At 69.0% G+C, this 25,891-nt stretch carries 13 protein-coding genes; 5 read left to right on the top strand and 8 right to left on the bottom strand.

The window, feature by feature from the left end:
- Window positions 1–302: 302 nt before the first annotated feature.
- The 4 genes from ABZZ17_RS16370 to ABZZ17_RS16355 form a co-directional block, all read right to left on the bottom strand.
- Window positions 303–5,681, bottom strand: coding sequence for a DEAD/DEAH box helicase (locus ABZZ17_RS16370; RefSeq protein WP_356876420.1), 5,379 nt, complete (start codon window positions 5,679–5,681; stop codon window positions 303–305).
- Window positions 5,678–5,818: a hypothetical protein gene (locus ABZZ17_RS16365; protein ID WP_356876418.1), complete on the bottom strand. Its 141-nt coding sequence runs from the start codon at window positions 5,816–5,818 to the stop codon at window positions 5,678–5,680. The genes ABZZ17_RS16370 and ABZZ17_RS16365 overlap by 4 nt, the downstream gene beginning before the upstream one ends.
- A gap of 811 nt (window positions 5,819–6,629) precedes the next feature.
- Window positions 6,630–8,648 carry a hypothetical protein gene (locus tag ABZZ17_RS16360; protein WP_356876416.1) on the bottom strand — a complete coding sequence of 673 codons (2,019 nt, stop codon included), beginning with the start codon at window positions 8,646–8,648 and terminating at the stop codon, window positions 6,630–6,632.
- 354 nt (window positions 8,649–9,002) lie between these two features.
- A complete protein-coding gene (locus ABZZ17_RS16355; RefSeq protein WP_356876414.1) occupies window positions 9,003–13,493 on the bottom strand; it encodes a WD40 repeat domain-containing protein in 4,491 nt (1,496 codons plus the stop codon).
- 82 nt (window positions 13,494–13,575) lie between these two features.
- Here ABZZ17_RS16355 and ABZZ17_RS16350 point away from each other — a divergent pair, with 82 nt between their 5' ends.
- Both ABZZ17_RS16350 and ABZZ17_RS16345 read left to right on the top strand, forming a co-directional pair.
- Window positions 13,576–14,472: a hypothetical protein gene (locus ABZZ17_RS16350; protein WP_356876412.1), complete on the top strand. Its 897-nt coding sequence runs from the start codon at window positions 13,576–13,578 to the stop codon at window positions 14,470–14,472.
- Window positions 14,473–14,816: 344 nt separating this feature from the next.
- The gene (locus ABZZ17_RS16345; protein ID WP_356876410.1) at window positions 14,817–16,862 is read left to right on the top strand and encodes a hypothetical protein; all 2,046 of its coding nucleotides are present in this window, start codon (window positions 14,817–14,819) and stop codon (window positions 16,860–16,862) included.
- A 533-nt stretch (window positions 16,863–17,395) separates the two neighbouring features.
- On the opposite strand, the gene ABZZ17_RS16340 is transcribed toward ABZZ17_RS16345, so the two are convergent.
- On the bottom strand, window positions 17,396–18,562 hold the full coding sequence (locus tag ABZZ17_RS16340) for a magnesium and cobalt transport protein CorA (RefSeq protein WP_356876408.1): 1,167 nt from the start codon (window positions 18,560–18,562) through the stop codon (window positions 17,396–17,398).
- A 152-nt stretch (window positions 18,563–18,714) separates the two neighbouring features.
- On the opposite strand from ABZZ17_RS16340, the gene ABZZ17_RS16335 reads away from it, so the two are divergent.
- Together ABZZ17_RS16335 and ABZZ17_RS16330 are read left to right on the top strand one after the other, a co-directional pair.
- Window positions 18,715–19,869, top strand: coding sequence for a winged helix DNA-binding domain-containing protein (locus tag ABZZ17_RS16335; RefSeq protein ID WP_356876406.1), 1,155 nt, complete (start codon window positions 18,715–18,717; stop codon window positions 19,867–19,869).
- Between the two features lie 45 nt (window positions 19,870–19,914).
- A complete protein-coding gene (locus ABZZ17_RS16330; RefSeq protein WP_356876404.1) occupies window positions 19,915–21,594 on the top strand; it encodes an AMP-binding protein in 1,680 nt (559 codons plus the stop codon).
- A gap of 24 nt (window positions 21,595–21,618) precedes the next feature.
- On the opposite strand, the gene ABZZ17_RS16325 is transcribed toward ABZZ17_RS16330, so the two are convergent.
- Both ABZZ17_RS16325 and ABZZ17_RS16320 read right to left on the bottom strand, forming a co-directional pair.
- Window positions 21,619–22,107, bottom strand: coding sequence for a glutathione peroxidase (locus ABZZ17_RS16325; protein ID WP_356876402.1), 489 nt, complete (start codon window positions 22,105–22,107; stop codon window positions 21,619–21,621).
- A gap of 47 nt (window positions 22,108–22,154) precedes the next feature.
- Window positions 22,155–22,988, bottom strand: a complete 834-nt coding sequence (locus ABZZ17_RS16320) for a hypothetical protein (protein WP_356876400.1) — start codon at window positions 22,986–22,988, stop codon at window positions 22,155–22,157.
- Window positions 22,989–23,254: 266 nt separating this feature from the next.
- Here ABZZ17_RS16320 and gcl point away from each other — a divergent pair, with 266 nt between their 5' ends.
- A complete protein-coding gene (gcl, locus tag ABZZ17_RS16315; RefSeq protein ID WP_356876398.1) occupies window positions 23,255–25,042 on the top strand; it encodes a glyoxylate carboligase in 1,788 nt (595 codons plus the stop codon).
- Between the two features lie 87 nt (window positions 25,043–25,129).
- Here the strand turns inward: gcl and ABZZ17_RS16310 are convergent, their stop codons facing one another.
- The gene (locus ABZZ17_RS16310) at window positions 25,130–25,711 is read right to left on the bottom strand and encodes a TetR/AcrR family transcriptional regulator (protein ID WP_356876396.1); all 582 of its coding nucleotides are present in this window, start codon (window positions 25,709–25,711) and stop codon (window positions 25,130–25,132) included.
- Window positions 25,712–25,891 lie beyond the last annotated feature (180 nt).

The raw sequence follows: 25,891 nt of genomic DNA, 5'->3' as shown, positions 1-25,891 counted from the left end.
CGACGATCCGCCTGTCCGACCGTTTCACCGTGCTGCCCGTTTGTACGGCCGATCCTCCCCAGCCGCTGCCCAACGCCACTTCATTCTCCCCAGATTCTCCCCGGGGGAAGTAGCTGCCGACATTGGTCAGGACCGTGATCCAGTGTTGGGGCCAACTATGAGACATAGCACATGTGATTCCGCATGTGCTGATAGGCGTGATCATCCAAAGGTTGCTGCAGGCTCGTCAAAACTTGCGGGGGCATCCCTGGATGAGAGGGGCACCCCGTCCGCTGCGTGCATGATGTCCCGAGATGGACCGTTCAGAGACTCTTGAGTTGCTCGATGATCTGCATGGGGCTCTTCTCCAGGGTGAACCAGTCGGCGACTACGATCCGGCCTGCGTCTTGCGTGTACTCCAGCGCGGCGTCCAGAGCGGGCTGGAGGTCAGTACTCACGGCGTCCTTTTCGCACATGTGGAGCGGATGCTTCGCCACCACGGCGTGGCGCAGGCCCCCGCTCGGGGTGAAGACCAGGCCGGGTAGCTCTCCATTGAGCGAGGTGCCCCTCAGCATCCTCTGGAGACCGGTCAGGGACCGGATGGCACGGTCGGCGGAGGAGCTGGCCAGACCGCCGGAGAGGACGGTCAGCAGGTCACCGGCGAGCCGCCAGTCGAGCAGGGGGTGGTAGGCCATGTTGGAGTAGTCGCGAAGGCAGCGGGGGCACGAGGAGGTGCAGATTTCCGCGTGTTCGGTCTGCCGCAGTTCGTCCAGGTAGGTATGGACGGCCTGCATGAACTCGGCGATGACCTGCGGGTTGCCAAGGTGCGTGCTGAAGCCCGCGCCGTTCTCAAGAGCATCGGCCAGGAAGGCATAGGCGACAGGCCCATCGGGGTGCGGTCCGGCGTGAATTCCGGCCAGCAGTTCCTGTCGGCCGACATCGAGGAACTGGGCGGCCGCGCTGCGCAGGAGGAACGCGAGCGAGTACCAGGCGGCCCGCCTGCCGTGGCTGATGTCGGCGCCGTAGGCAGGGGCAGCGGGGGTGAGATTGAGCCGGTAACCGTTGGTGTCGTCGACGGCAGACACAGGGCCGAGGAAGAAGAAGTCAGTGGGCAGCACGGCACCCAGAGCCACCTGCAGCTGTTCGCCGGTACTCGAGGTTGTGGCGCCGTGGGCGGAGTACCCGCCCCAGGGGCCCGGTGCGCGGCGCAGCGAGAACAGGTCGCCGTCGTTGTCGTTGATGACGTACCGCTTGCCGGGTCCGGAGTAGACGTGTGCCTCCTCCCAGGAGGTGAAGCGGAGGGCCGAAAGGTCAGCGGCTGCCCTGGATGAGACCGTGTTCGGGGTCCAGGCGAAAACTCCGTCGAAGTCGCGCGGCGGGCCGGCCCGGAACCCGGCGGGTTCCCGCAGGTCGACGATGTCGTAGTCGTCGGCCTGGCAGGTCGGACAGGTGCCCTCGCTGCTGGACGGCGTCTCCGCAACGTGGTTGCAGACGCGGCACAGGCCCACGCTCCGGGGGTGCTCCAGTGGCTCCGCGATGGGCTTCACGCCCCTGGGTGTGGGCTCGAAGTCGGTGATGCCGGTGACGGTGTACACCTTGCCGTCCTTGACCACCTCGCTGCCCGGTGCGAACTGTGAGACGGACATGGCGATGTCACGGTCGATGGTGTTGCCAGGCGGCCAGGGGAACCTCTTCTGCGGGATGTCCAGGTAGAGCTGCCGGACGCGGGTCGGGAAGCCGAACATGGGCAGCACGCCAGCATGCGCCAGCCGCTCGCTGAGCTCCTCGGCTCCTGTGGGTTCGGCAGCCACCTTCGTGATGCGCTGCAGCAGCCTTTCCCGCCACTGGCGGCCGAGGAGGTCGGCGGACTGGAGTGCGGTGAACGCGGTGAGGGCCTGTGCCGTCGCGGCCAGAACACTGCTCTGCTGGTCGAGCCAGTCCCGTACGTCGGGCTGGGCAGTGGCCCAGTCCCGGGCCTTGCCGAACTCGCCGTGCACGCTGCCAGAGCCGCCATGGGTGTCGAGACCGCGGAAGGCGAGGCGCAGAACCTCGGCATTCATCGCCCGTTCCAGGATCTCCGGACGTTCGAGGGTGAGGTAAGGCGGGGGCGTGGGGTCATTGGTGATGGCCGAGGGGTTAGCGAAGTAGTGCTCGTCGTGGCTGCGGCCTCGGCAGACCGTGAGGGCGGCCGCCACGGGAGAGGAACGGCGGCCGGCGCGTCCGACACGCTGTTGGTAGTTGAACCGGCTGGGCGGCATGTTGGCCATCAGGACGGCGGAGAGCGGCCCGATGTCTACGCCGGCTTCCATGGTGGTGGTGACCGAGAGGAGGTCGATCCCGTGCACGAGCGGTACCTCGGGCGGGTCGCTGAGGAAGACCTGCTGGAAGCGGGCCTGGCGAGACTGGGCGTCGAGGCGATCGGTCTGGCCCGTCAGCTCGGCGCAGTTCAGGCGGAAGGCGCGGCTGCTCGCGGCCTTCCAGGCGTAGTAGTCGCTCGCTTCGGGGTTTGCGTCGGGCGCCGACTGGGTGGGGAGCTGGCTCCGGCACCGTGTGCAGGTTCCAGCGCTCGGCGTGAGGTGCCGGCGTCCGCAGTGGGTGCACGTCCAGGAGTGGCCGGGAGAGGGCTCTCCGGCCGTCTTCCTCGGGTCGATGAGGTACTCGCGTACGGTGCCGCTGCCCCAGGCGGCTTCGGCCTCGGCCTGCACGTCGTCGGGGTGCGTGCCCTGGTGTTCGGCGACGCCTGCCCAGAATTCCCTGAGCCGTGGCGGGGGCTTGTCCCTGCCTTCACGAAGACTGGTGAAGCGGCGGAGCTCGGCGAGGATCCGCAGGCTTGCGCGGCCCAGCCCCTCGCGGTCCAGTGTGGCCGTCGCGGGGGTGATCGAGCCCAGGCCGAGCGACTCGATGTCGCGGCCGGCGCCGGAGAACAGGGCTTCGAGGGTGTTCTCCAGAAGGCCATCCTCAGAGCTGAGGGCGGCCTGCGCCGCGTCCGAGGTGTTCGCCTGGAGCGCGGGGGGCTGCTGCTCCCAGTTGAAGAGCTCGTGCCAGGACTGGTTCCCGACGCGCTGTACGCTCGGCTTCGGGCCTGCGGGGTTGACTCCCAGGGAGAGCAGGCGAGTGTTGACGTGCACCTTGGCCAGGGAGTCAAGTGTCGGCGGAGAGGAGAGCCGCGCTCCTGCTTCGGCTGCGGTGGCTGCGTCACCATCCATGAGTGCCAGGCGCAGGGCGCTCAGATCGCTCTTGCTCCGAGTCCGGAGGCGCTCGATGGCGGCGGCACTCTCTTCGGACTGTGCGCCCCCAGCCTCACGAACGGTGGCGACGTCTTCGGCTGCGGTGCCGGACCTTCTGAGTTCGTCCAGGGCGAGGCGACGGACGAGGTCCTGGTAGTGGCGCAGCTCCATGCCCGCGGAGAGCTTCGCAGCGTCTTGGCGACTGTCGGTGAAGACGATCAGCTTGCGTTCGGCGGGGTCGGTGAACTGCTCGGCCAGCCCGTCCGACAGCACCTGGTTGATCTTCTCGAAACCCGTCCTCATCGTCCGTACAGGCGACGTCAGTCGTACGGGGTCCGTGATGGGCCTGCGCGTGCGGTCTTTGGTGTAGAGACGCTCCCAGTCGGCCCCGCAACAGGGGCTGCGGGTGGGGAAGGGCGGGAGGGAAGAGAGGGCGAGTTTGGACCGGCCCGTCTTCTTGTCGACAGGGGTGCTCACGTGGAAACTCCAGCCGGTGAAGCGGCTTCCCTGGTTGTGCAGGTGCCCGCTGGCCGGATCGTAGGCGCTGCGCCGGAAGGCGAAGGTGACGTTGCCGCTGTCCGCGCTCCATGTGGCGTCGTCGTCGGCGCGCTGGGGCTTGGTGGACGGCCAGTAGACGACGTAGTTGGCCGCCGTGCGGTCCTTGCCCGCCTGATCAGGGACCCGGGAGAGGTCGGGGCTGTCGGGGAGTAGGACAGACTTGAAGAGGCTGCCTCCGGTGGCGTTTTGAGGAGCGTAGCCGCCGAGCATCGCCTCCCCGCAGGACTGGCAGTAGAGCAGCTCCAGGACGCGGGCACCGCAGTCGCAGGACGTGCGCGGGACAGAGTAGATCCTGCCGACGGACCGTTCGGAGTGCTGGAGGGGGGTGGGCACCTCGGAGCACTGGGGGTCGGTGCAGGCCCACATGCCCGCGACGTTGCGGAAGAAGAGGTGGATGCGGATCCGCGGCAGACCGCCGACTCCGGCGGCCGCAGCGGCGCGGATGGCGGTTGCTGTCCCGTGCAGAGCCAGGCCTGCTTCCTCCTTGTTGCTGGCTGGGAAGAGCTTCCCCGCCAGGGAGGCGGCTGCCATCGAGGGGGCAGACGGCGTGCTCGATCCGGCGGCGAGCGCGCTGGCCAGAGCGTCCGCCGCGCCGGTCGCGGCGAGCAGTTGTGCGGCCTCAGCCGGATCGGGTTCCGTACGGGAGTATTCCGCCAGCTGGGTGGCCGCCGCGGAGACATTCTCGGGGCCTTGGGCGCGGGGGGTGGCCTCTCCGGGGATGAAGTGGAAGGAGCCCTCGGCCGCTGCGAAGAACTCCTGGAGGAAGCGGCGGTCCGTAGCGCGCGTCTCGTCCAGCGACGCGGACGCGGCGAGGATGCGGAGTTTCTCGGGGCGTCGGCTCAGGCCCAGCCGGTGCAGGAGATTGCGGATCAGGTACGCCGTCTCGGTGCCCTGCGTCCCGCGGTACATGTGGAGTTCGTCCAGCACGAGGGTGAAACGGGCGTCCTCATGGGCGTCCAGCCACCGTGCGGTGCTGCGGAAGAAGTCCTCGTCGCGGCTGCGCTGGAGCATCACGTTGAGCATGGAGTAGTTCGTGATCAGGATGTCGGGAGACGCGTGGTACATGTCCCACCGGCTGCGCATCTCCGCGCCGTCCAGGCGGGGGGCGAAGTACCGGATGTCCTCCTTGTCGCTTTCTACGGCGGCTTGGCGGGCGCGCTCGCCGCGGGCGGCGGTGGTTTTTAGATAGGTGCGCAGCTCGTCGACGGCGAAGCGCTGGTCTGGACTGCCGGTGACGGGGGTGCTGCCGGTGAAGCGCCCGAAGTAGAAGCGGTGGCCCTGCCGGTGCTCTTCAAACCATTTGCGGACCAGGTCGCTGTCCAGGGCGCGCCTGAGTCTGACGAGCTGGTCGTCGACCAGTGCATTCATCGGGTAGAGGATCATCGCCCGGACCGCAGGGGCGTGCCCGGTCTCGCCCTCCCGCTGCGGGCGGTAGTCCGCTGATTCCCGCTCCCACCAGCGGTTAGGGACGGCGGGGTCTCCCTTCCAGGTCCGTGACTCGCGCAGCAGATCGGCCAGGATGGGCAGGAGGAATGCTTCGGTCTTCCCAGATCCGGTGCCCGCGGTGATCACTGCGTTCCGCCCGGCGGCCATTGTGCTCGCAAGAGCCCGTTCCTGGTGGGTGTAGAGCTGCATGCCCTCCTCGAAGAGCCCGCGCTCGGCGAACCCCGCCAGTTCGGCGGGGGCGCCGGCGGCCTGGGCCGATTCGGCGATGCTGTGCCCTGTGAGGGCGTACTCCGGGCGGAGTTCGACGAAGGGGTCGGCGAAGACGCCGCCGGGCTGGTCGAGCAGGGCCCGCCGCTCTGCCTGGAGGGCGTCGTCGCGGAGCCGGAAGGCGGTGTCGTAGTAGCGCAGGTATGCGTCGACCAGGGAATTGTGCGTGGCGAAGGCGTCCAGGCCGGACAGGGGCGTGCTCATGCGGTCTCCAGGCGGCGGTGCAGGGTGTGGGCGATGCGCTCGGCGATGAAGAAGGGAACTCCGTCGTAGTGCTCCGTGTCCGCCGTGCGCAGGCTCGCGAGCCCTGTGCACAGGACGGCTGTGCGTTCCTGGGCCAAAGGTAGGGGAGCCTTGCGGTCAGCGGTCAGGCGTCCCAGAGCATTGCGTCCTGCCTGCCCTGGAACGGGACGATCGGCTCTCCACCGCAGGGGGAGCGCTGAAGGGCGGAGGGCGTGATGGATGCCCGCCCTCCGGTCGACGCTGTGCCAGGTCCGTTCCGGGGGAGGGACGCGGGTGTGGACGCCCGGCGCCGACTGGCGGGGAGGCTCACGCAAGAGCGCGTAGCGGTCCATCCGGCCGAACTGCTTGTACTTGTACAGACCAGGTACAGGCCTGAAGCCAACGAGGCCAACGGGGCGGAACCGGCCGGAGACGGGATCGAGCAGTTCGGCCGTAATGTCCTGGGCCGGCGGAGCTGTCTCCGGCCCTGGGGCGAAGGCGCTGAGGGACCGGGCAGCAGACTCAGCCGCGCAGGGTACGACCGCGGCGCTGACGGCCGCGGCGAACGCGTGGAGTCGGGACCGCTCCGTGTACTGCAACCACAGGGCCGCTGGCAGCGGTATCCCGGACTGCTCATGCCGCTGCGGCATGGCCGCCGCCCCGCGCTTCCTGTAGAAGGCCGGGGCGGCTGGCCGGGCGCCGGTGACCACGGCGGTCTGGGTGTTCCCGGGCAGGTCGGTGACCTCGCAGGGGCTCGTGTGCCACTGCTCGCCACGCCAGTCGATGGTGACTGCGCCGAGTGCCTCGATGCGGCTGAGCCACTGGGTGACGGGTTTCCTATCGTGGCCGCTGGCCCATGACGCGTCACGGATGAGCGAGCGAAGAGATCCGGTGCCTTGCTCCGCCATCCAGGAGATGAAGAGGTCCGGGTCAAACACGTGTGGATCCTCCTCGCGGGAACTGGCTCAGGGCAGCTTCCCGGTAGCGCTTCCACAAGGTGGCGTGGGGAACACCTCTCAGGCTGAACAGAGCGATCTTGCTCCAGAAGTCCTTGGCAGCCCGGCTCAGGGTTCCGAAGTCCGGGTCCTGTGGACGCAGTAGCATGACGGCAGTTGCACCTGTCTCGGAAATGACCACCAGCCACACGGCCTCGGGTGGGACGGGTACGCGCGCTGTCCCGCCGGCGCGGAGGACGGGGGCGCGGTCCTTCCACCACGCGGGCTCAGGTGGCCGCCGGATGGTGAGGAAGTGCCCTTGCGCCGTCAGGAAGCGCGCGTCTCCGTCCAGCGGGACGCTAACGGTGCCTGAAGGTGCAGTGGAAGTAGAGTCGGCTGGAGGGCCTGCCTGGGGCTCCGCGCCTTGCTCCAGGTAGAAGTCGGCTTCCGCGCCGTCGGCGGTGAGCACGTGCCGGCCTGGGGCCAGGCCTGTCCCGCGCAACACCACCAGGCCATCGGCGGGAACGGCCAGGGGCTGGCCGTCCAGCGTGACTCGTCCAGGCTCGCGGAACTCCTGGGGGACCATCACATCGGGCTCCCCGCCCAGCAGGAACAGCGAACGGTGGCTCCATTCCTGTTGCACTCGCAGTCCGTTGCGCAGGCTCATTCTGCGGCCTGGGATGTGGCGGATGTTCTGGATGCCGGATCGTGACAGTGCCGCTGCCAGCGCCGACTCGTCGGTGAACTGCAGTTCGGGGGTGGCTTGCCAGCCCTGGAGCGGGGCGACTTCAGGGCGGTTCCACTGATGGCCGGTATCAACCAGGAGCCTCTGGAGCCCACTCCGGCCGGAGTGGGTGAACAGGAATATGTACGGCTCGAAGACGGTCACCACGTCTGTCTGGGTCCAGCCTCCGGCGACCGGGTCTTCGTGCAGTGCAAGGACATCGCGACCGCGGTCGATCCGCACGGTGGTCTTCGCCCCGCGTGCGGTGAACCCGTGCTGTAGAGCCTCCGCCACACCGGGCATCGCCCCAGAGAGCGTGTACGCCTGATCTCCGGCGCCCGAAGCGAGCTCCAGTGTTCCGCCTTGGTGCTGGAGAGAGTCACGGTTCACTCCGTGGACGGCGTCCGCGTGCCAGCGCACCTCCCACCCTATGAAGTCCTCTTCGAGTACCACGCGCAGGGGAACCTGGAGCAGGGTGCCGTCAAGGCGGCCTTGCGCAGCGGTTCCGTCCCAGCTCTCGAGCAGCGTGGCCAGCAAGGGCTCCAGGAGGTGGCTCTCTGCCGACGAATGAAGTGCCTCGCGAAGCCCCTGGGACAGGCCCCTTGGGTTGATGACGCTCCACCCCTTGAGCTTCTCCAGCAGCCGCGCCCCATTCACCGGCTGGCTGGGGGACAGGCCGGATCCCATGAAGAACCGGATCAGGGCCGCGTGGTCGGCGGCCCTGACCAGCGCCTGGGACTGGGCGTAGCCGATTTTCCGGTATGTGGGGTTCTCTTTGATCGTGCTGAGGCCACGCGCTCCGGCCTGCTCCCGGAGCCATTCGTCCAGGTAGCCCCACTGGTCAACGACGGCGGCGTAGTGGTTCTCCAGCGGCTTCCGGTGCTGCCCACCACCCCAGGGGGGCTGGAGTACTTCAGCGAGGCGCGCGTAGTACGCGGGAGCCCCGGCTACCCCTTCCGTCCGCTGCATGTTGGCAGCTGCCAGGACAGCCGCCGCGAGAAGCGGCAGGCAGGGGGGCGGTTCCTCGCGCTTCCCGCGCCTCCAGCTTTGGCAGCGGTCGACGACTGGTGTGTACGGGTTCCCGTGCCACGCGAGGGCGGAGCTCACTGCGGTGCCGAGCTCTTCGACCTCGTCTTCGCCCCGAAGGGTGAGCAGCTCTGCTTTGTCGATGAAGAAAAGGACCGGAGTATCCCTGCGGTGCTCGCCGAAGAACTCACCGGCCAGGCGAGCCTGCCACCATTCGAATGCAGCCCAGTAGCTCGACGGCTGATCGTCGGACCGCGTAGTCATCGGTCTGCTCCGTGACGGAGGCCGGCCCCGGCGGCTGAACCTGCCGCCCGACTTTGTACAGGCAGCACAACAACCGCGCGACGCACGTGCATAAACAGCCCCCACCTCATGAAACCGTGCTGATGAGCGGACAGCACGCCACAGATCTATCACCTCGCAGGCTTCTGTTCATAGTTACCGGGCTTCTGGGCGGGAGATGAAGCCGGCCTAGTTATGAGGTTGTTCAAATGCCCTGCGGGTGGCGTCGCGTCGATGGATGATGAGAGGATTTATTCAGCCCCGAAGATGCATTCCGGCCTGGCCGCCAGCGGAAATCACGCCATCCTTGAAGGGCTTCCTCCAGTCCATGACCCGTCACAGCAGCCTGGTGTCGACTGACAAGGTTGCCAGGCCTGCGGGGCCATAGAGGTGGAGCACGGTGCCCGAGGCCCCTTCACCTGTGGCAATGCCGTGGACGGGAGCACCCGTCAGGACGGTGTGGACGAGGTCGCCCGTCCGCGGGTCCCAGATCCGGACGCCGCTGGCGCCTCCTGAGGCGAGCAGTGTGTGGCCGTCCGGTGCGGGCAGGCCGCTCATGGCGAAGGTGTCCGGAGACTCCCAGGCGGCGATCCGGGTCCGGGTGGCCACGTCCCAGACACCAATGTGCGTCCCGTTCGACATCACCAAGAGCGGGCCGCTGTCGCCGTGCAGGCGGTGTAGGACACTGCCGTGCCCCCCTCTGTGGTCCCAGCGGGGCAGCGCGCCGGCACGACGCCCCGAGGCCACATCGATGAGCGCGGCCTCCTGGCCGACGCCTGCCACGACGATGACGTCGCCGGAGGGCGATGGGGGCAGCGCTCCCAGAAGGTGGATGGGGGATTCGCCGATGTCTGCGCTGATCGGGACTGTACTGGCGGTGCACCGCCCGTTCTCGGGGTCCAGGACCACTGAGGTGAGCTCTCTGATGTGGCCCGTGGTACCCATGGAAACGGACATGGGCAGGCCTTCGGCTGTCCAGGCGACGCATGAGGACAGGACGGACTGGGACAGATCCTTGGGGCCCGTCATCACCATGTGTCCCGAGATGAGATCCCAGATCGACAGGTCGCCCTTCGGGTCGCTGACCGCCACTCGTGTACCGGCGGGGACGAGCGGCAGGACCTGGCTGACGAGGCCGGTCCCAAGCCGCTTCAGCAGGTTTCCCGTCGTGGCGCTGTGCACGTCGAGCCCGCTTCGGGTGGCGAGGACGAGGACACTGCCCCCCGGGGCTTCACCGGTGGCGGGCAGAAGCGACCTGCACACAGACCACGTGGGTGCAAGCCGCCGGTGCTGCTCCAAGGAGGGTCCCCGGTACACCGACTCCGCCAGCCCGTCCTCGTAGAGTGGCCCGTCGAAACCGGGATCCCAGATCCTGATGCCCTGCGGACCAGCCGACACCACCCGCGGACCGGCGGGATCTTCAAGAACCGCGAGGGCGTCAACGGACTTGATGCCAGCGTCGAACGAACGGGCTGAATCCGTGCCGACGCTCTGCAGCACGATGCGGTTGCGTGCGACATAGGCGAAGGCCGTCCCCCCGGGGCCTGCCACCGCCGTGCTGCCGCCTTCGCGGGTGCGTGCCACTGGCTGAGCGGTGAAGGGGTTCCACACTTGCAGGAGTACCAGGGGACTGGGGGACTCTGCGATCAGCAGGTCGTCATCGGCGTTGTCCGGCCGGGCCATACCCACCACGCCCGACACCTGGCTGCCTCCGAAGGTAGGGCCCACCGCCGCGCCCGACACCGGGTTCCACAGACGGATTCCGTCCTCGCGGCAGGCGGCGACCAGGGCCTCGCCGCTCCTGCGGCGGACCACTGCCGTCAGACGGCGGAAAGGGGCCTGTCCCCGGTCGTACTCCCTCGTGATGTCTTCCGGGAAACCGGGAGCCTCGAACAGCCTGTTCGCGCGCGGCCTCCACACGTAGGCGCCGCGGCTCGTCAGGACGCACAGCTTCCACAGCGCGGGACCATCCGCTAGGACGTGCACGTCATGGGCGCGGGGAAGCGGCGTCTGCGCGATGCGCTGCCCGGAGACCGGGTCGTAGATCCGTACATCACGCTGTCCCAGCGTGATGAGAAAGGTGCGTCCACCGTTCGCCAGGATGGTGCGCAGGCGTTGCACCGGCCCCGTGTCCAGGTCCGCGACATGTCTGCCCGTCCTGGCGTCCCAGATCCGGACGCCACCGGCCTCAGCTGCGACAGCGATCAGCTGGCGCCCGTCCAGCGTCGGCACCGCGCACAGGGCGTTCGTATGACCCGGGGAGGGCGCCAGTACGTTCACGCGCGCTGCCCACCGCCCCCACGACGGCGCCACCGGCAGTCCGCCCAGCAAGGCGGATGGTGCCTCGGCCGTCCCACCGAGCCCCCGTATGCCGCGGTGGAAGGCGATGCTGCCCAGACGTGAGGCGTAGTCGGTGCCGGCATCGGCGTACGGCTCGATCAGGGCCGCCGCCGTCAGGTTCCGCCGCTCAGGGTCCCCAGCGGGAAGGGGCAGCGCTAGGTGGGCGCGCAGGGTCCCCGAGGTCTCCTGAGCGAGAAGTTCCAGCGGCACCTCACGGTCGGTCAGGATGTCCCCGGCCGCCGCGTGGTGCAGGAAGTGCCTGCGGACGTAAGGATGCGCCAGGTGCGGCCGGGCACGCTCCACCAGGTTCGCGAGGGCACGGGTAATCGCGGCCTGTGCCACCGTGTGCGTGAGTGGCCTGGCCGGGAGCGGCCCGTTCTCGGTTGCCGCTGGCAGGGCCGGGGCCGACAGCCAGTCGTGGCCGGTCAACAGCAGATCGGTCAGCCGCTGGTGCACGGGGCGGTAGACGGTACGGGCGTCCTCTTCGGCGGTGGCGAGGTAGCCGGTCAGGCGGCCGGACCGGAGGGTGCGGATGGCACGGTCGGCCGCGTCCGGGTCCGCGTAGCCGGGACCGTAAGCCGCGGCAGCCAGCGCGGCTGTGACGGCGGGCCAGACCTCTGCCCATGGTAGTCCGGGCCCCGGCGCGAACGCGGTCGCGCGCAACGCGGTGACCAGCAGACCGGCGCTAATGCCCGTAGCGGTGGCTACCGCCTGGATGTCGTCGCGCAGGAGCCCAGTGGTGCCGTCAGCGAGGCGCCTCAGCCAGTCCGCCTCGTCGAGACTCTGGCGGACCGGGGCCGTCCTCAGCTGGTCGGCGGCGATCCGGGCGTCGAGGAAGGAAGGCGCGACCGCTTCCGCGATGTGACGGGCTGCCGTCTCGGCGGCCTCCGGCGCCCCGTGGTACGGGCTGGTCCGCGGAGCGCACAGGAGGGTGACGGTGTAGGAGGCGATGTCCGCCGTGCAGTCGGGGCCGTCGGTGCGCAGGACCTGTACCGCCGCTTCTTCCGTGCGCAGCGCGTCGACCAGCTTCTGCAGCAGCTGGTCCGCTCGTTCGTCTTGCAGGGCCGTCCCGGACGCGTACACGGTCACGGGGGAACTGCGGACGCCGACCACGAGCCGGACGGCCCGCCCGGCACCGCCGACGCTGGTCAGCCGGGACAGCGGGACGATGAGGTCGCCTACGCAGGCGAGTGGGTCCTCGGCCTCATCCAGTGCGTCGATGACGATGCTGACGGCGCCGGATGAGGCTCGTTCGGCCAGCAGGCGCAGCAGCGTCTGCAACGGGAGTTCGCGGCCGTCGGGGATGCCGCCGAGTGCGGAGAGCAGCTCTTCGACCACTACTCGCGCGGATTTGTTCCGGACCAGGACGGCGACGTTGACCGCGCCGGGGTCCGGCCGCAGCCCGTCCGGGATGGCTGCCACCATGGCCGCGTACTTAGGGTCGGCCGCGAAGCCCCCGTCGGCCAGGGTCACGAGCCGCGCCAGGAGGGCCGACTTCCCCGAGCCTGCCGCTCCGGTCACTACGAGGACACCCGCGCCCGCGCGGACGAAGGTGACCATGCGCGCCATCGGCTCGGCCCGCCCGCTGAAGTACCAGCCGGGATCGTCCGCCCCGGCCCGCCCTGAGGCCCGCTCCAGCCAAAACTCCTCTAGGGGTCCGGAATCAAGCATGAGCTGACGCAGAGCCGCGCTCATCACGCTCTCCACCGGCTGGTAGCGCGGGTTGGGCAGGCAGGCGCTTGGGGCGCGGCCGCGTGAGTGCGGCACGATCCACTCGGCGCTGATCAGCTCCTTCTCCACGCCCTCATCGTCCAGGCCCACCTGATGAAGGAGCTGCTCCCACTCCGCGAACGACAGGTGGGAGCCGGTGTAGCCGGAGGCTTCGTCTCTCATTCGCTCGCAGGCCAGGGCGACGCGCCGGGTAAAGGAGCCCACCAGGGGCTTCTCGTAGTGGTCACCGGCCGTGATGACGGCGGTTCCCTTGTGTTTGTGGCGTTCGTCGGACAGATCCTGGAACAGGCTGCCGAGCTCGGCACGGAGGGTGCCGGAGTGGCACGAGTCGACTAGCACCATGACGTGCTCGGACTGGCTGTCAAGGACCGCGGTGATGAGCTCGCTCGTGGGGAACGCGGTCGCCAGCAGCCGTTCTTCCTTCGTTTTCGGAAGCATCAGGTAGTGGCGTTGTGCAAGGCGGCGCATCCCGTGGCCGGTGATGTAGACGACGACGGCTTCTTTGTAGCTGGCCGCTGCCAGGTTCTGGCCGTGCAGAAAGGCGCGCAGATCGTCCACTGAAGACGGCGACTGCTCCGCCCGCACCACCTCGAAGCGCCGGTCGTTCCCGAGCTCGGGATCCGCCAGCCACCTGGTGATCCGTTCCACCTGGGTGGCGATGCCTTCTTTGAAGCCTTCCTGCCCGTCCTCGTAGCCGTCGACCGCGACGACCACCAGCCGCCTGCGGACGATGCCGTCAAGTTTTCCCGCGCTCAACCCGTTCCCCCCGCTTCGCGACATCAGCCTAACCCGGGTTGCAGGGGCCGTTGCCGGGGCTGGCTACGATCAGCCAACTGACATGCAGAAGACGGTGAATGGGGGAAGCATGGGCGGGCTGAAGATCGTCGGAGTGCACGGAATCAAGCAGGGTTCGGACGCGACGACGGCAGGGCTGAGTGCCAGCTGGCAGGCCACGATCGACGAGACACTGGCCGCTGCTCCAGAGAGCGGAGCCGGGGCTGTGATCACCGTCCCGTCTTACCAGGCGGTGTTCCCGCGGACACCCACCCGGTACGTACGGCTCGGCGGCTCGGAAACGGGCTTCCTGTCGGAGGGCAGGGCCATCGACGAGGAGGAAGAGGCCTTCATCCTCCAGGCACTGGCGGCCTACGCACCCTCCACCGTCGAGGACGAGTCGCCCGAGGCGGGTCTGACCCTCGGAGACGGCCATCTCACGCCCCGAATCGTTCGCCGCGTCCAGGCCGTGGACCGGAAGATAGGCAAGGGCGTAACGGGCCGCCTCCTGTGGTTCGTCCGCGAAGCCCACGCCTACCTGCGCAAGGAGGAGACGGCCGTCGCCGTACGTGCCGCGGTCGCCGAGGCCCTGGCCGATACGGGAGCGCACATGGTCATCGCCCACTCCCTGGGCAGCGTGGTGGTCTACGACATGCTCAGCCGCGGTGAAGCTCCGGGCGTGACGATGCTGGTGACGTGTGGATCCCCGCTGGGCTGGCTGGCCGGCCGCAAGGGCATTCACTCGGGGGGCGAGCGGCTCACGGTCCCCGTGGGAGTGAAGTGGGCGAACCTGTACGCCTCGAAGGACTTCGTGACCGGATGCGTCGGCCTGTCCCAACTTGCGCCGGGTGTCACGGACATCGAGGTGAACAACGGCACGTTCCCGCCCGCCCACGACGTCCACCGCTACCTCGACAAACCAGCGCTGGTCGAGCTCATTGCCAAGGCGGGTACTGCCTGAACAGGAGACTGGAGCAACCGCTGTTCGCAAGGGCGGACCCGACAGTTTGACATGGAGGCTTGTCCGGTTGGCCGATATTCCCCCATTCGAACCCGAGATGTACGCATTAGGAGACCCCTGCAAGACCATCCCGGCTGATGCCGGGTGGTGCCACAGGGGCGCGTCTCACCAGGTCAGACGCCTCCGCCCCTGAACTCATTTGCTACTTCATCCACCCCGTCCGCTTGCGCAGACCCGCCCAGCATAAGCGGCAGGCTCCACACCAGCATCGTTGAGTACGCGGGCACTGATGGGAGCGAGGAAAGCAACATCCTCGGGTAGGGCGTCGGTGCCATCCTGTACTGGTGGACACACTCCTGCCCAACCAACTGGGCGCAGTCGAACGAGAGTCCTGTTCCGCAGCGCCTGCGGTGATCCGAAAGTTGAATCTCGCCCGGCCTCCTGCACATATCACGGGGCAACAGGGCGTGGCCTTTATTCCGGTAACCCGCGCGCAATGGAAGTCAGTGTTGAGGGACGCCGACCTGCCCGAGCTTCAGCGGGAGACCGACGAGACGGTCGCGCAGATCCTGCGACTGCGGACCGCTTCCGGCCGGATCGTGGGGAAGGAACTTCCGGAGCTGCTGCGGCATCTCCGCGCGTCGGTGGTCGCCTTGGGCACTGTCGCAGAAGAGGTCTCCCGGTTCAGTCCGTCCCACACCGGCGCGGCAGAGCAACGCTTGGCGGCTGACCTGGCGAAAGCGAATCGGAGCGAGGCGCGAGCGCTGTTCGCCTGCCTGGAACAGGGATGGGCGGAGTTCGCGTGGTCTGAGGTACGGAGGCATGCTCTCGCGGCCCAAGCAGTTGGACGAACTCTGGAGGCTGCTGCCAAGGCTGATCACGCCAGCCTTCCCGACGAGGACGTCTATCAGCGAACGCTCGGGATGCCAGCCGAGCAACTGCGTCCCGGGTCGGGTGTGGCGTCACGCGCCCGCTTGCTGGCCGCTTGGGCGAAGGCTCCGAGGGCGCTCGATCGTCGGCTGCGACGGAGCATGAGGCATCTGGTCGATGACTCGCTACCGCTGACGGTGAAACTGCTACATCACCTTGCCGCCCTCGCGCTGTCCGATCGCCCCTTAGTGGCGCATCGCGCCGCATTCTTGGCGCGTGATCTGGTGGCATCCCATCTGAAGGCCGAACCGGAACTGACGTGTTCGGTGATTGCACGGCACGTCGCTCGCGAGCCGGAGATGCTGTCCTCCCACCGCGGACAGATCGCCTACCGTGACGCCTACAACCGCGCGGCACACCAAGAGGAAAAGGTGCGTGCGGCCATGGACCTGCACAGGGCCGTGCTGGAAGGTGACGTCAAGCGCACGGCTGCCGTGGTCATGGAACTGCTGGGCAGGGCCGTTCCGCAAGGCGCTTCGCTCTCGACCGTACGGGACCTGCTGGCGGCTGAAGACGGTGAATCACTGTGCAAGTTCCTGGCTTCGACGATCCGCACTGAGTGGCGCAACGCGAATGCACACGAGGACTTCCGCTGGGACCCCGTCAACAGCACGCTCCTCCTAGGCGGACAACCCACGGATCTGGATCAGGTACTGGACGCAGCGATCCGAGCTCGTGCCATCTGCCACGGGTTCGAGCACGGGGTCGCCTTGGCCTACGCGCAGAACGCAGCGCTGATCACCTGGGGCCCGGAGGACCCGAACTACGTCAGCCGAGACCTCTCCATACTCCAGGCAGCTGGAGAAGCCAGATACCCGGTGCTGGACATCCGACGCCACGGCAGCCTCGTACGGTTGGACGTGCCTGACATCTCCGTTGAGACACTGAGAGAGGCCTGCCGGGCGCTTCTCAAGGCCGCCTTGGCTGACCCCAGCATCGAGCGCTGGGAACTACGCCAAACCTCTCCTGGCCGGCCACCTCTGTGCGTGGACCGTACGGGAACACATGCCGGACTCCGAGTCGCTGAACCCCTCTGGGAGCTTGCCGACCCCCTCCCGTTCGCCGTTCTCCCTCTACTGGCGAATGCCATGACCAATGCCGGAGAACCTGCCGAGACGGCTGCTTCAACGGTTCTCTGCTTGGCCGCTGCCCATGTGGTCGGAGAACGAGACCGTTTGTTGCCTGCCCTTGCACAGGGTGATTCAGCCGCCAAGGACGAGTTGATCAGCACCACGAAGCTGATCAGCGACGGCGCCAAGGCGGCAGCTCAGCTGCTTGAGGGCCCAGCCCGACGCAAGTTGCTTGCCTTCGCAGAAGTCCTTGCTGGCGACTGCCACCGGCTGCGGAGCGCTCGCGCCTTCGAGCTCGTCCACGAGTTCGCGCCGACGGATCGGGTCCTACGGAGGCATGCGCCAGCTCGCCTGCCGTGGGTCACAGCACTCGACGATTCTGCCGGCTGAGATCCCCGACACAGCGCAGATCATGCTTCAGAAGCCAGTATGTGCGATGGGCCATCGGCCGCGGTGGTTACGGCCCTATGAAAGGAGGCGCAGCACTGTGATCGAACGTGTCTTCTGGTGCGGGGTCTCGTTGAGGCAGGTGGCGATCGTGGATGTGCCGCCCTGAAACGAGACAGTCACGGGGAGAGTCCTAGGGGGCTCCTTTAACATGGGGTGTCTCATGAGGAGATCACTACTTTAAGCGACCACCTTCGCACGGTGAGTGGGCGGTGGCGTTCGCCGGGCAGGTCACCCGCGTGGCAGTCGAGGCTTTGCGGCGGCGCGGACCAACCGGAAGCCTTGCCTCCGCAGCGTCATGCCTGATCTCCTGGAGCTCGTTCAGGTCGGCAAGTACGGAGGATTGGCCCCAAGGTGCGGGGGAGCGCCCGGCATGGGAGGGCTGCGGATTCTCCCCAGATTCTCCCCAGGGGGTCCTGCGGGCCACTTCTCAGCGTTCGCGGGAGCTAAGTTGATCAATGGTACTGCTGTGTGGTCTACAGCCAGTCGCGCTTCTTGAAGATGACGTACAGGCTGACGCAGACGACCGCCATCAGCAGGATCGCGAAGGGGTAGCCGCCCGCCCACTTCAGCTCGGGCATGTCCTGGAAGTTCATGCCGTAGATGGTGCCGACCAGGGTGGGGGCGAAGAGGATGGCGGCCCAGGAGGAGATCTTCTTGATCTCCTCGTTCTGTTCGAAGCCCGCTTCGGCCAGGGCGCGCATTTCCGCGTTCTGTTGCTGGGAGACCAGGGTGGCGTTGACCGTGAGGATTTCCGTGAGGGCCTGGCGGAAGCCGTCGACGCGTTCGCTGGTGTGGGTGACGTGGTCGGCGACGTCGCGGAGGTAGCGCTGGAGTTCCTCGTCGGTGCCGTACTTGGCGAAGCCGGCCATCAGGCCGTGGAGCATGCCGACCAGGGGGCGGGTGGCGCGCTGGAACTCGACCATCTCGCGGGAGAGTTCGTAGATGCGGCGCGAGACCTCGGGGTCGCCGCGGAAGACCTCGGTCTCGATCTCGTCGATGTCGGTCTGGACGCCCGCGACGACGGGTGCGTAGCCGTCGACCACCGCGTCGAGGATCGCGTACAGGGCGGCCTCCGGGCCGAGGGAGAGGAGTTCGGGGTTCTCCTCCATGCGGCGGCGGACGGAGGAGAGGTCGGGGGCGCCCCCGTGGCGGACGGTGATCAGGAAGTCCGGGCCGACGAAGACGTGCAGCTCGCCGAAGTCCACCTCCTCCAGGGCGTCCAGGTAGCGGGCCGCGCGCAGGACCACGAACAGGGTGTCGCCGTAGCGCTCCAGCTTGGGGCGCTGGTGGGCTTCCAGGGCGTCCTCGACGGCGAGTTCGTGGAGGTTGAACTCGCTGGCGAGGGAGTGGAGTTCCGTCTCGGTGGGGCGGTGCAGGCCGATCCAGGCCATGCCGTCCGGCTGTTCCCGGAGCCGGCGGAAGGTGTCGGCGAGGGTGGTGGGCGAGGCGACGCGCAGGCCGTCGCGGTAGACGGCGGAGTCGATCAGGCTGCGGTGGTCCGGGGGGACCGTGGCGGCGGGGGAGGGGCCGGCGGCGGCCGGAGGCGCGGCGGCCGGGGGAGTGGTACCGGGTGCCGACGGGCGGAGCCGGCCCGGGCGCTTCGCGGGCGGGGAGGGGCGGCGGTCTGGGCGCTCCGGCATCGCAGGTCAGCTCCCGGTCGAACGTACGTTTACGGGCAAGGGGCAGGATATAGGGCGAACCGGATGCGGGGGGCCGCGAGGGCCGCCTCCCCGCCACCCGTCCGTTCGAGTTGCGGACAGAAGTCGTCCGCAAGGGCGGATAGCTTGCTGTCATGGCCTCCAGGACGAAGAACCCGACCGGCGAGAGCGCGACGACCACCCCCGTGCTCGGCACCCGTGCGCTGAACCGTGCCACCCTCGCCCGCCAGCTGCTGCTGAGCCGCGCCGAGATGTCCGCGCGGGACGCCGTCGCCCACCTCCTCGGGCTCCAGGCCCAGAACGTCAAGCCCCCCTACTTCCAGCTCCACGCCCGCCTCGCCGGATTCCGGCCCGAGGAGCTCGCCGGGCTCATGGAGTCCCGCCAGGTGGTCCGGATGGTCACCATGCGCTCCACCATCCATACCCACACCGCGGACGACGCCCTCACCCTCCGCCCGCTCGTCCAGCCCGCCCGCGACCGGGAGGTCGCCTACTTCCGCAAGGGCCTCGCGGGCGTGGACCTGGACCTGCTCCGCGCACGCGCCCAGGACTTCGTCGAGGCCGGGCCCCACACCATGGCCGAGATCCGCGAGGAGCTCCTCACCCACTGGCCCGCCGCCGACCCGCAGTCCCTGTCGGTCGCCGCCCGCTGCCTGCTCCCGCTCGTCCAGGTCACCCCGCGCGGCGTGTGGGGCCGCAGCGGGCAGGTCCGGCTCACCACCGCGGAACAGTGGATCGGTGAGAGCCAGTGGATCGGCGAGAGCCCCGGCCCGGCGCAGCAGATCGACGACGTCGTGCTGCGCTACCTCGGCGCCTTCGGTCCCGCATCCGTCAAGGACATGCAGACCTGGGCCGGCCTCACCCGGCTGCGGGAAGCCTTCGAACGGCTCCGGCCGCGCCTGCTCACCTTCCGGGACGAGAACGGCACCGAACTGTTCGACCTCCCCGACGCACCCCGCCCCGACCCCGACACCCCCGCCCCGCCCCGCTTCCTGCCCGAGTTCGACAACCTGCTGCTCTCCCACGCCGACCGGTCCCGCGTCGTCGCCCCCGAGATCAAGGGCCGCACCTGGACCGGCAACCAGGCCCACTGCACCCTCCTGGTCGACGGCTTCCTCGCCGGACTGTGGCGCCTCGACGGCACGGGCGCGGACCCCGTCCTCACCGTCGAGCTGTTCGGTACGCAGTCCCGCGCGCGGAAGGAAGAGATCGAGGCCGAGGGGCGGACCCTGCTCACCGGGATGGCCGGCGGACCCGGATCCGTGCGCTTCGGGTCAATCCACGGCTGACGCCGCCCTGGTGGACCCCGCACCCGGCGCGGCACGATGCCTCTCATGACGGAGAACAGCGCCACCGACAGCTTCCTCGCCGCGCGGGACTTCCTCCTCGCGCGCCGCGGGGACTACGACGCCGCCCACACCGGATTCACCTGGCCCCGCCCCGACCGCTTCAACTGGGCCCTCGACTGGTTCGACCGCATCGCGGCCGGAAACGACGCCGACGCGCTGCGCATCGTCGAGGAGGACGGCGCCGGCCGCAGCATCTCCTTCGAGGACCTCAGCGGCCGCTCCGCCGCGGCCGCGAACTGGCTCCGCGCCCAGGGCGTGGACGCCGGCGACCGGATCCTGGTCATGCTCGGCAACCAGGCCGAGCTGTGGGAGGTGATGCTCGCCGCGATGAAACTGCGCGCCGTCGTCATCCCCGCCACGCCCCTGCTCGGCCCCGCCGACCTGCGCGACCGGGTCGAGCGCGGCGCGGTCCGCCACGTCATCGCCCGCGCCGAGGACACCCCGAAGTTCGACGAGGTACCGGGCACCTACACCCGGATCGCGGCAGGACAGGACGTCCCCACCGGATGGCGGCGGCTGGAGGACCTGCGCGGCGCCGACCGGGAATTCCGTCCGGACGGCGAGACCCTCGCCACCGACCCGCTGATGCTGTACTTCACCTCGGGCACCACCGACCGCCCCAAGCTGGTCGAGCACACCCACGCCTCGTACCCGATCGGGCACCTGTCCACCATGTACTGGCTCGGCCTGCGACCCGGCGACGTCCACCTCAACATCGCCTCGCCCGGCTGGGCCAAGCACGCCTGGTCCAACCTCTTCGCCCCCTGGAACGCCGGCGCCACCGTCTTCGTCCACAACTACGCCCGCTTCGACGCCGAACGGCTGATGGCCGAGATGGACCGGGCCGGAGTCACCACCTTCTGCGCCCCGCCCACCGTCTGGCGCATGCTGATCCAGTCCGACCTCACCCGGCTGCGCAAGCCCCCGCGCGAAGCCGTCGCCGCGGGCGAACCGCTGAACCCCGAGGTCATCGAGAAGGTCCGGCGGGCCTGGGGCCTGACCATCCGCGACGGCTTCGGCCAGACCGAGACCACCCTCCAGGTCGGCAACTTCCCCGGCGCCCCCGTCAAGCCCGGCTCCATGGGCCGCCCGGCACCCGGCTACACGATCGTGCTGCTGGACCCCGTCACCGGCGAGGAGTCCCCCGACGAGGGCGAGCTCTGCGTCGACCTGCGCCCCCGCCCCGCCGGAGTGATGACCGGCTACCGCGACGACCCGCAGCGCACCGCCGAAGCCATGGCGGACGGCCTCTACCGCACCGGGGACATCGCCTCGCGCGACGCCGACGGCTACCTCACCTACATCGGACGCGCCGACGACGTGTTCAAGGCCTCCGACTACAAGATCAGCCCGTTCGAGCTGGAGAGCGCCCTGCTGGAGCACGAGGCGGTCGCCGAGGCGGCCGTCGTACCGGCCCCGGACGCGCTGCGGCTCTCCGTACCGAAGGCGTACATCACCCTCGCCGCCGGCTGGGAGCCGGACAAGGAGACCGCCCGGGCGCTCTTCGAGCACTCCCGGGCGGTCCTCTCCCCGTACAAGCGGATCCGCCGCATCGAGTTCGCCGAGCTCCCCAAGACCGTGTCCGGCAAGATCCGCCGGGTGGAGCTGCGGGACCTCACCGCCGCGGGCTCTGCGGAGGAATACGACGAGGCCGACCTGCGCTGAGCGGGCGCACGCGGGCCGGGGGCCTCAGGCCGGCAGCTGCGCCTCGATCGCGGCGATGACCTCGGGGGCCTCGGGCTCGGTGCGGGGGCGGAAGCGCGCCACGACCTCGCCGGCGGGGGAGATCAGGAACTTCTCGAAGTTCCACTGGATGTCCCCCGCCTCGCCCTCGGCGTCCGCGGTCTTCACGAGCTCCCGGTACAGCGGGTGCCGGTTCTCCCCGTTGACCTCGGACTTCTCCAGCATCGGGAACGTCACGCCGAAACCGGCCGCGCAGAAGGTCTGGATGTCCTCCGCGTTGCCCGGCTCCTGGCCGCCGAACTGGTTGCAGGGCACGCCGATGACGGTGAACCCCTTCTCCTCGTACTTGAACTGCAGCCGGGCCAGGCCCGAGTACTGGGGGGTGAGCCCGCACTGCGAGGCGGTGTTCACCAGCAGGATCGCCTTGCCCTTGTGGGCCGCGAGGCTGGTCGGCTCGTCGTCAAGGGTGGTCAGCGGGATGTCGTACAGGCTCACAGGGCTCTCCTCGGCAGGCAGGGCGGCGGCAACAACAGCCTCCGAGCCTAGGCCCCCGTGCCCACGAGCGCGTCCGCCGGGTCGTTGACCGGCTGCGGCATGCCGGTCAGGTCCATCACGAACAACGGTATGCCCAGGTCGTCCGCACGGGTCCGGGCCTCCTCCGTGTAGCCCGCGAGCGAGAAGTAGACGCTGGTCGCGGAGGCCGTCAGCCCGTTCAGCCAGACGCACTCCACCGCCCGCAGCCCGGCCGGCGTCGTCGTCGGGTCCACCTGCGCGACCACCCCCGGCGCCCGCAGGTCGACCGCCGCCGAGGGGATCGGCAGCCCGTCCGGCTGGCGCACGTCCTGGAAACCGAGCCACCGCAGGTACAGCGCTGCCGTCGCCACCGCGTCCCGGGCCGTCCGGATGGTCACCGGTCGGAACGCCGGCCGCGGCACCGGGGTCCGCCCCGACGCGCTCGTACGCGACTCGGACCGCCCCGGAGCCCCGGCACCCCGACCGGCCCCGTCCGCCCGTACGCCGTCCCGCGCACCCGGCGCCCCGCCGCCCTCCGAGCTCTCCGGCACGCCCGCGCCCGGCCCGGCCCCGCCTGGGCCCTGCGGCTCCGCCTGCTCCGGCGGGTGGACCGGGAGCAGCACCACCGTCCCGCACGAGCCGCACCCGACCTCCGGGTGCGGCCACTCGCTCTCCCGCCCGCAGGCCCCGCAGCGCACGGCCACCCAGCTCTGCGACCAGGTGCGGTGCGTCAGCGGGAGCGGTGGCGAGGCCAGGTCCAGTGGAGGCGTCACCGGACTCCCGCAGGCGCAGGGGAAGACCGGGCTGGTGTAGCCGTTCTCGCGCATGCACGCCGGGCAGCGCACCGGTACCGCTTCCGCCATGAGAAAAGGACCCCCTCGTCGCTGTGCGTGGGTCCATGCTCCACCACCCGCGACCACGGGGGCGTGCGAGCCCTCGGATTCCACCGGAATCGCGCCGAAGACCCGGCCATTTGTGCAACTCACCGAAAGAGATGCGGCTTTTGGTGGGTTCCGGGGTGACCCACCGCCTTGACGTGCGCGAAGCCGCCGCTTAGCTTGTTCCGTATAGCAGAACAAAACTTCCGGATTACGGAAAAGCCTGACCGTCGGACCCGCAGGAGAACTCGATGCCCCGTATGACAGCCGCCGCCGCTGCAGTGGAGATCCTCAAGCTCGAGGGCGTTTCGCAAGCCTTCGGCGTGCCCGGCGCAGCGATCAACCCGTTCTACCGGGAGCTCAAGAACGTGGGCGGCATCAGCCACACGCTGGCCCGCCACGTCGAGGGCGCCTCGCACATGGCCGAGGGATACACGCGTGCCAAGGCGGGGAACATCGGTGTCTGCATCGGTACCTCCGGCCCCGCCGGCACCGACATGATCACCGGCCTGTACTCGGCGATCGCCGACTCCATCCCGATCCTGTGCATCACCGGTCAGGCTCCGGTCTCGAAGCTCCACAAGGAGGACTTCCAGGCCGTCGACATCGCCTCGATCGCCAAGCCCGTCACCAAGGCCGCGACCACGGTCCTGGAGGCCGCGCAGGTCCCCGGCGTGTTCCAGCAGGCCTTCCACCTGATGCGCTCCGGCCGTCCGGGCCCGGTCCTGATCGACCTCCCGATCGACGTCCAGCTGACCGAGATCGAGTTCGACCCGGAGACCTACCAGCCGCTGCCGGTCTACAAGCCGCAGGCCTCCCGCGCGCAGGCCGCCAAGGCCATCCAGTTCCTGCTGGAGTCCGAGCGTCCGCTGATCGTCGCCGGTGGCGGCATCATCAACGCCGACGCCTCCGACCTGCTGGTCGAGTTCGCCGAGCTGATCAACGTCCCCGTCATCTCCACCCTCATGGGCTGGGGCACCATCCCGGACGACCACGAGCTGGCGGCCGGCATGGTCGGTGTCCAGACCGCGCACCGCTACGGCAACGCGACGTTCCTGGAGTCGGACTTCGTCCTCGGCATCGGCAACCGCTGGGCCAACCGCCACACCGGCTACAACATGGACGCCTACACCAAGGGCCGCAAGTTCGTCCACGTCGACATCGAGCCCACCCAGATCGGCAAGATCTTCGCCCCGGACTTCGGCATCGCCTCCGACGCCAAGGTCGCGCTGGAGCTCTTCATCGAGGTTGCCAAGGAGCTCAAGGCCGAGGGCAAGCTGCCGGACTTCTCCGCCTGGACCGCCTCCGCGCAGGAGCGCAAGGCCACCCTGCAGCGCCGTACGCACTTCGACAACATCCCCCTGAAGCCGCAGCGCGTCTACGAGGAGATGAACAAGGCCTTCGGCCCGGAGACCCGCTACGTCACCACCATCGGCCTCTCCCAGATCGCGGCCGCGCAGTTCCTGCACGTCTACCGCCCGCGCAACTGGATCAACTGCGGCCAGGCCGGCCCCCTCGGCTGGACCATCCCGGCCGCGATCGGTGCCGCCACCGCGGACCCGGAGACCCCGATCGTCGCGCTCTCGGGCGACTACGACTTCCAGTTCATGATCGAGGAGCTGGCGGTCGCCGCCCAGCACAAGGTCCCCTACGTCCACGTCCTCGTGAACAACGCCTACCTGGGCCTGATCCGTCAGGCGCAGGGCAACCTGGGCATCAACTTCGAGGTCAACCTCGAGTTCGAGAACATCAACACCCCCGAGCTGGGCGTCTACGGCGTCGACCACGTCAAGGTCGCCGAGGGCCTGGGCGTCAAGGCCATCCGCGTCACCGACCCGGACAAGCTGGGCGAGGCCTTCGAGGAGGCCAAGAAGCTGGCGCAGGAGTTCCAGGTCCCGGTCGTCGTCGAGGCCATCCTGGAGCGCATCACCAACATCGCGATGAGCAAGACGGTCGACATGAGCGACGTCACCGAGTTCGAAGAGCTCGCGACCGAGCCGGGTCACGCCCCGACCGCGATCCTCCCGCTGACCGTCTGACCGGTCCGGCAGCGCCGAACGGCCCCCGTCCCTCCCCCCGGAGGGGCGGGGGCCGTCCCGCGTCCGCGGACCTTTCCGGTCACGGCACTAGCCGGGGTGCGGCCCCAGTTCCGCGTCCACGGCGCCCTCCAGGAGGGTGCGGGCCCGTTCCAGGCTCAGGGAGCCGCTCAGCCAGCGCTCGCTGAGCCCCTCCACCAGGGCGGTGAGCCGCTCCGCGGCATCCAGCGGCACCGCCCGGAGGTCGGCCAGGCCGGCCGTCTGGGCGTCGGCCACGGCGTCGGCGGTGTCCTGGGTCCAGCTGCGGGTGGACTCGGCCAGGGGCTCGCGCAGGTCGGTGTCGAAGATGGCGCTGGCCCGCAGCTCGCCCCAGGCGATGCTGTTCTCGCGGATGCGCGGGACCTCCTGGAGCTCGCCGAGCAGCAGCTGGAGCAGCACCGCGCGGGCGTCCTCGGTGTCCTCCAGGGCCTCGTCGGTGTAGCCGGTGGCGCGGTCGCTGATGAAGGCGAGCGTCCGCTGGACCAGGCCGGCGCGATCCTTGAAGTGGTAGTAGATCAGGGCGGTGGAGACCCCCGCCTCGGCCGCGAGTTCCTCGACGCGCAGGCCTCTGACCCCGTTGCGCGCGATCACCCGTACGGCTGCTTCCAAGATCAACGCTTGTCGGTCGGCCACTCTTGCTCGCACCTTTCGGTCGTTCACCCCTTGACTGACCTTTCAGTCAGGACACACGATAGTCCCCACCGTGCCCCCTGACCGGATTTTCAGCCGCCTGTCTTCCTGACTGAAATTTCAGTCAGGAAGACGGCCGCACACCACGGCCCGGGACCCGGGACCACACACCCACACACCCGC

It is taken from the genome of Streptomyces sp. NPDC006512 (genome assembly GCF_040611935.1).
Lineage (GTDB): Bacteria > Actinomycetota > Actinomycetes > Streptomycetales > Streptomycetaceae > Streptomyces.
This window is presented reverse-complemented; position numbering and strand designations above follow the sequence as displayed.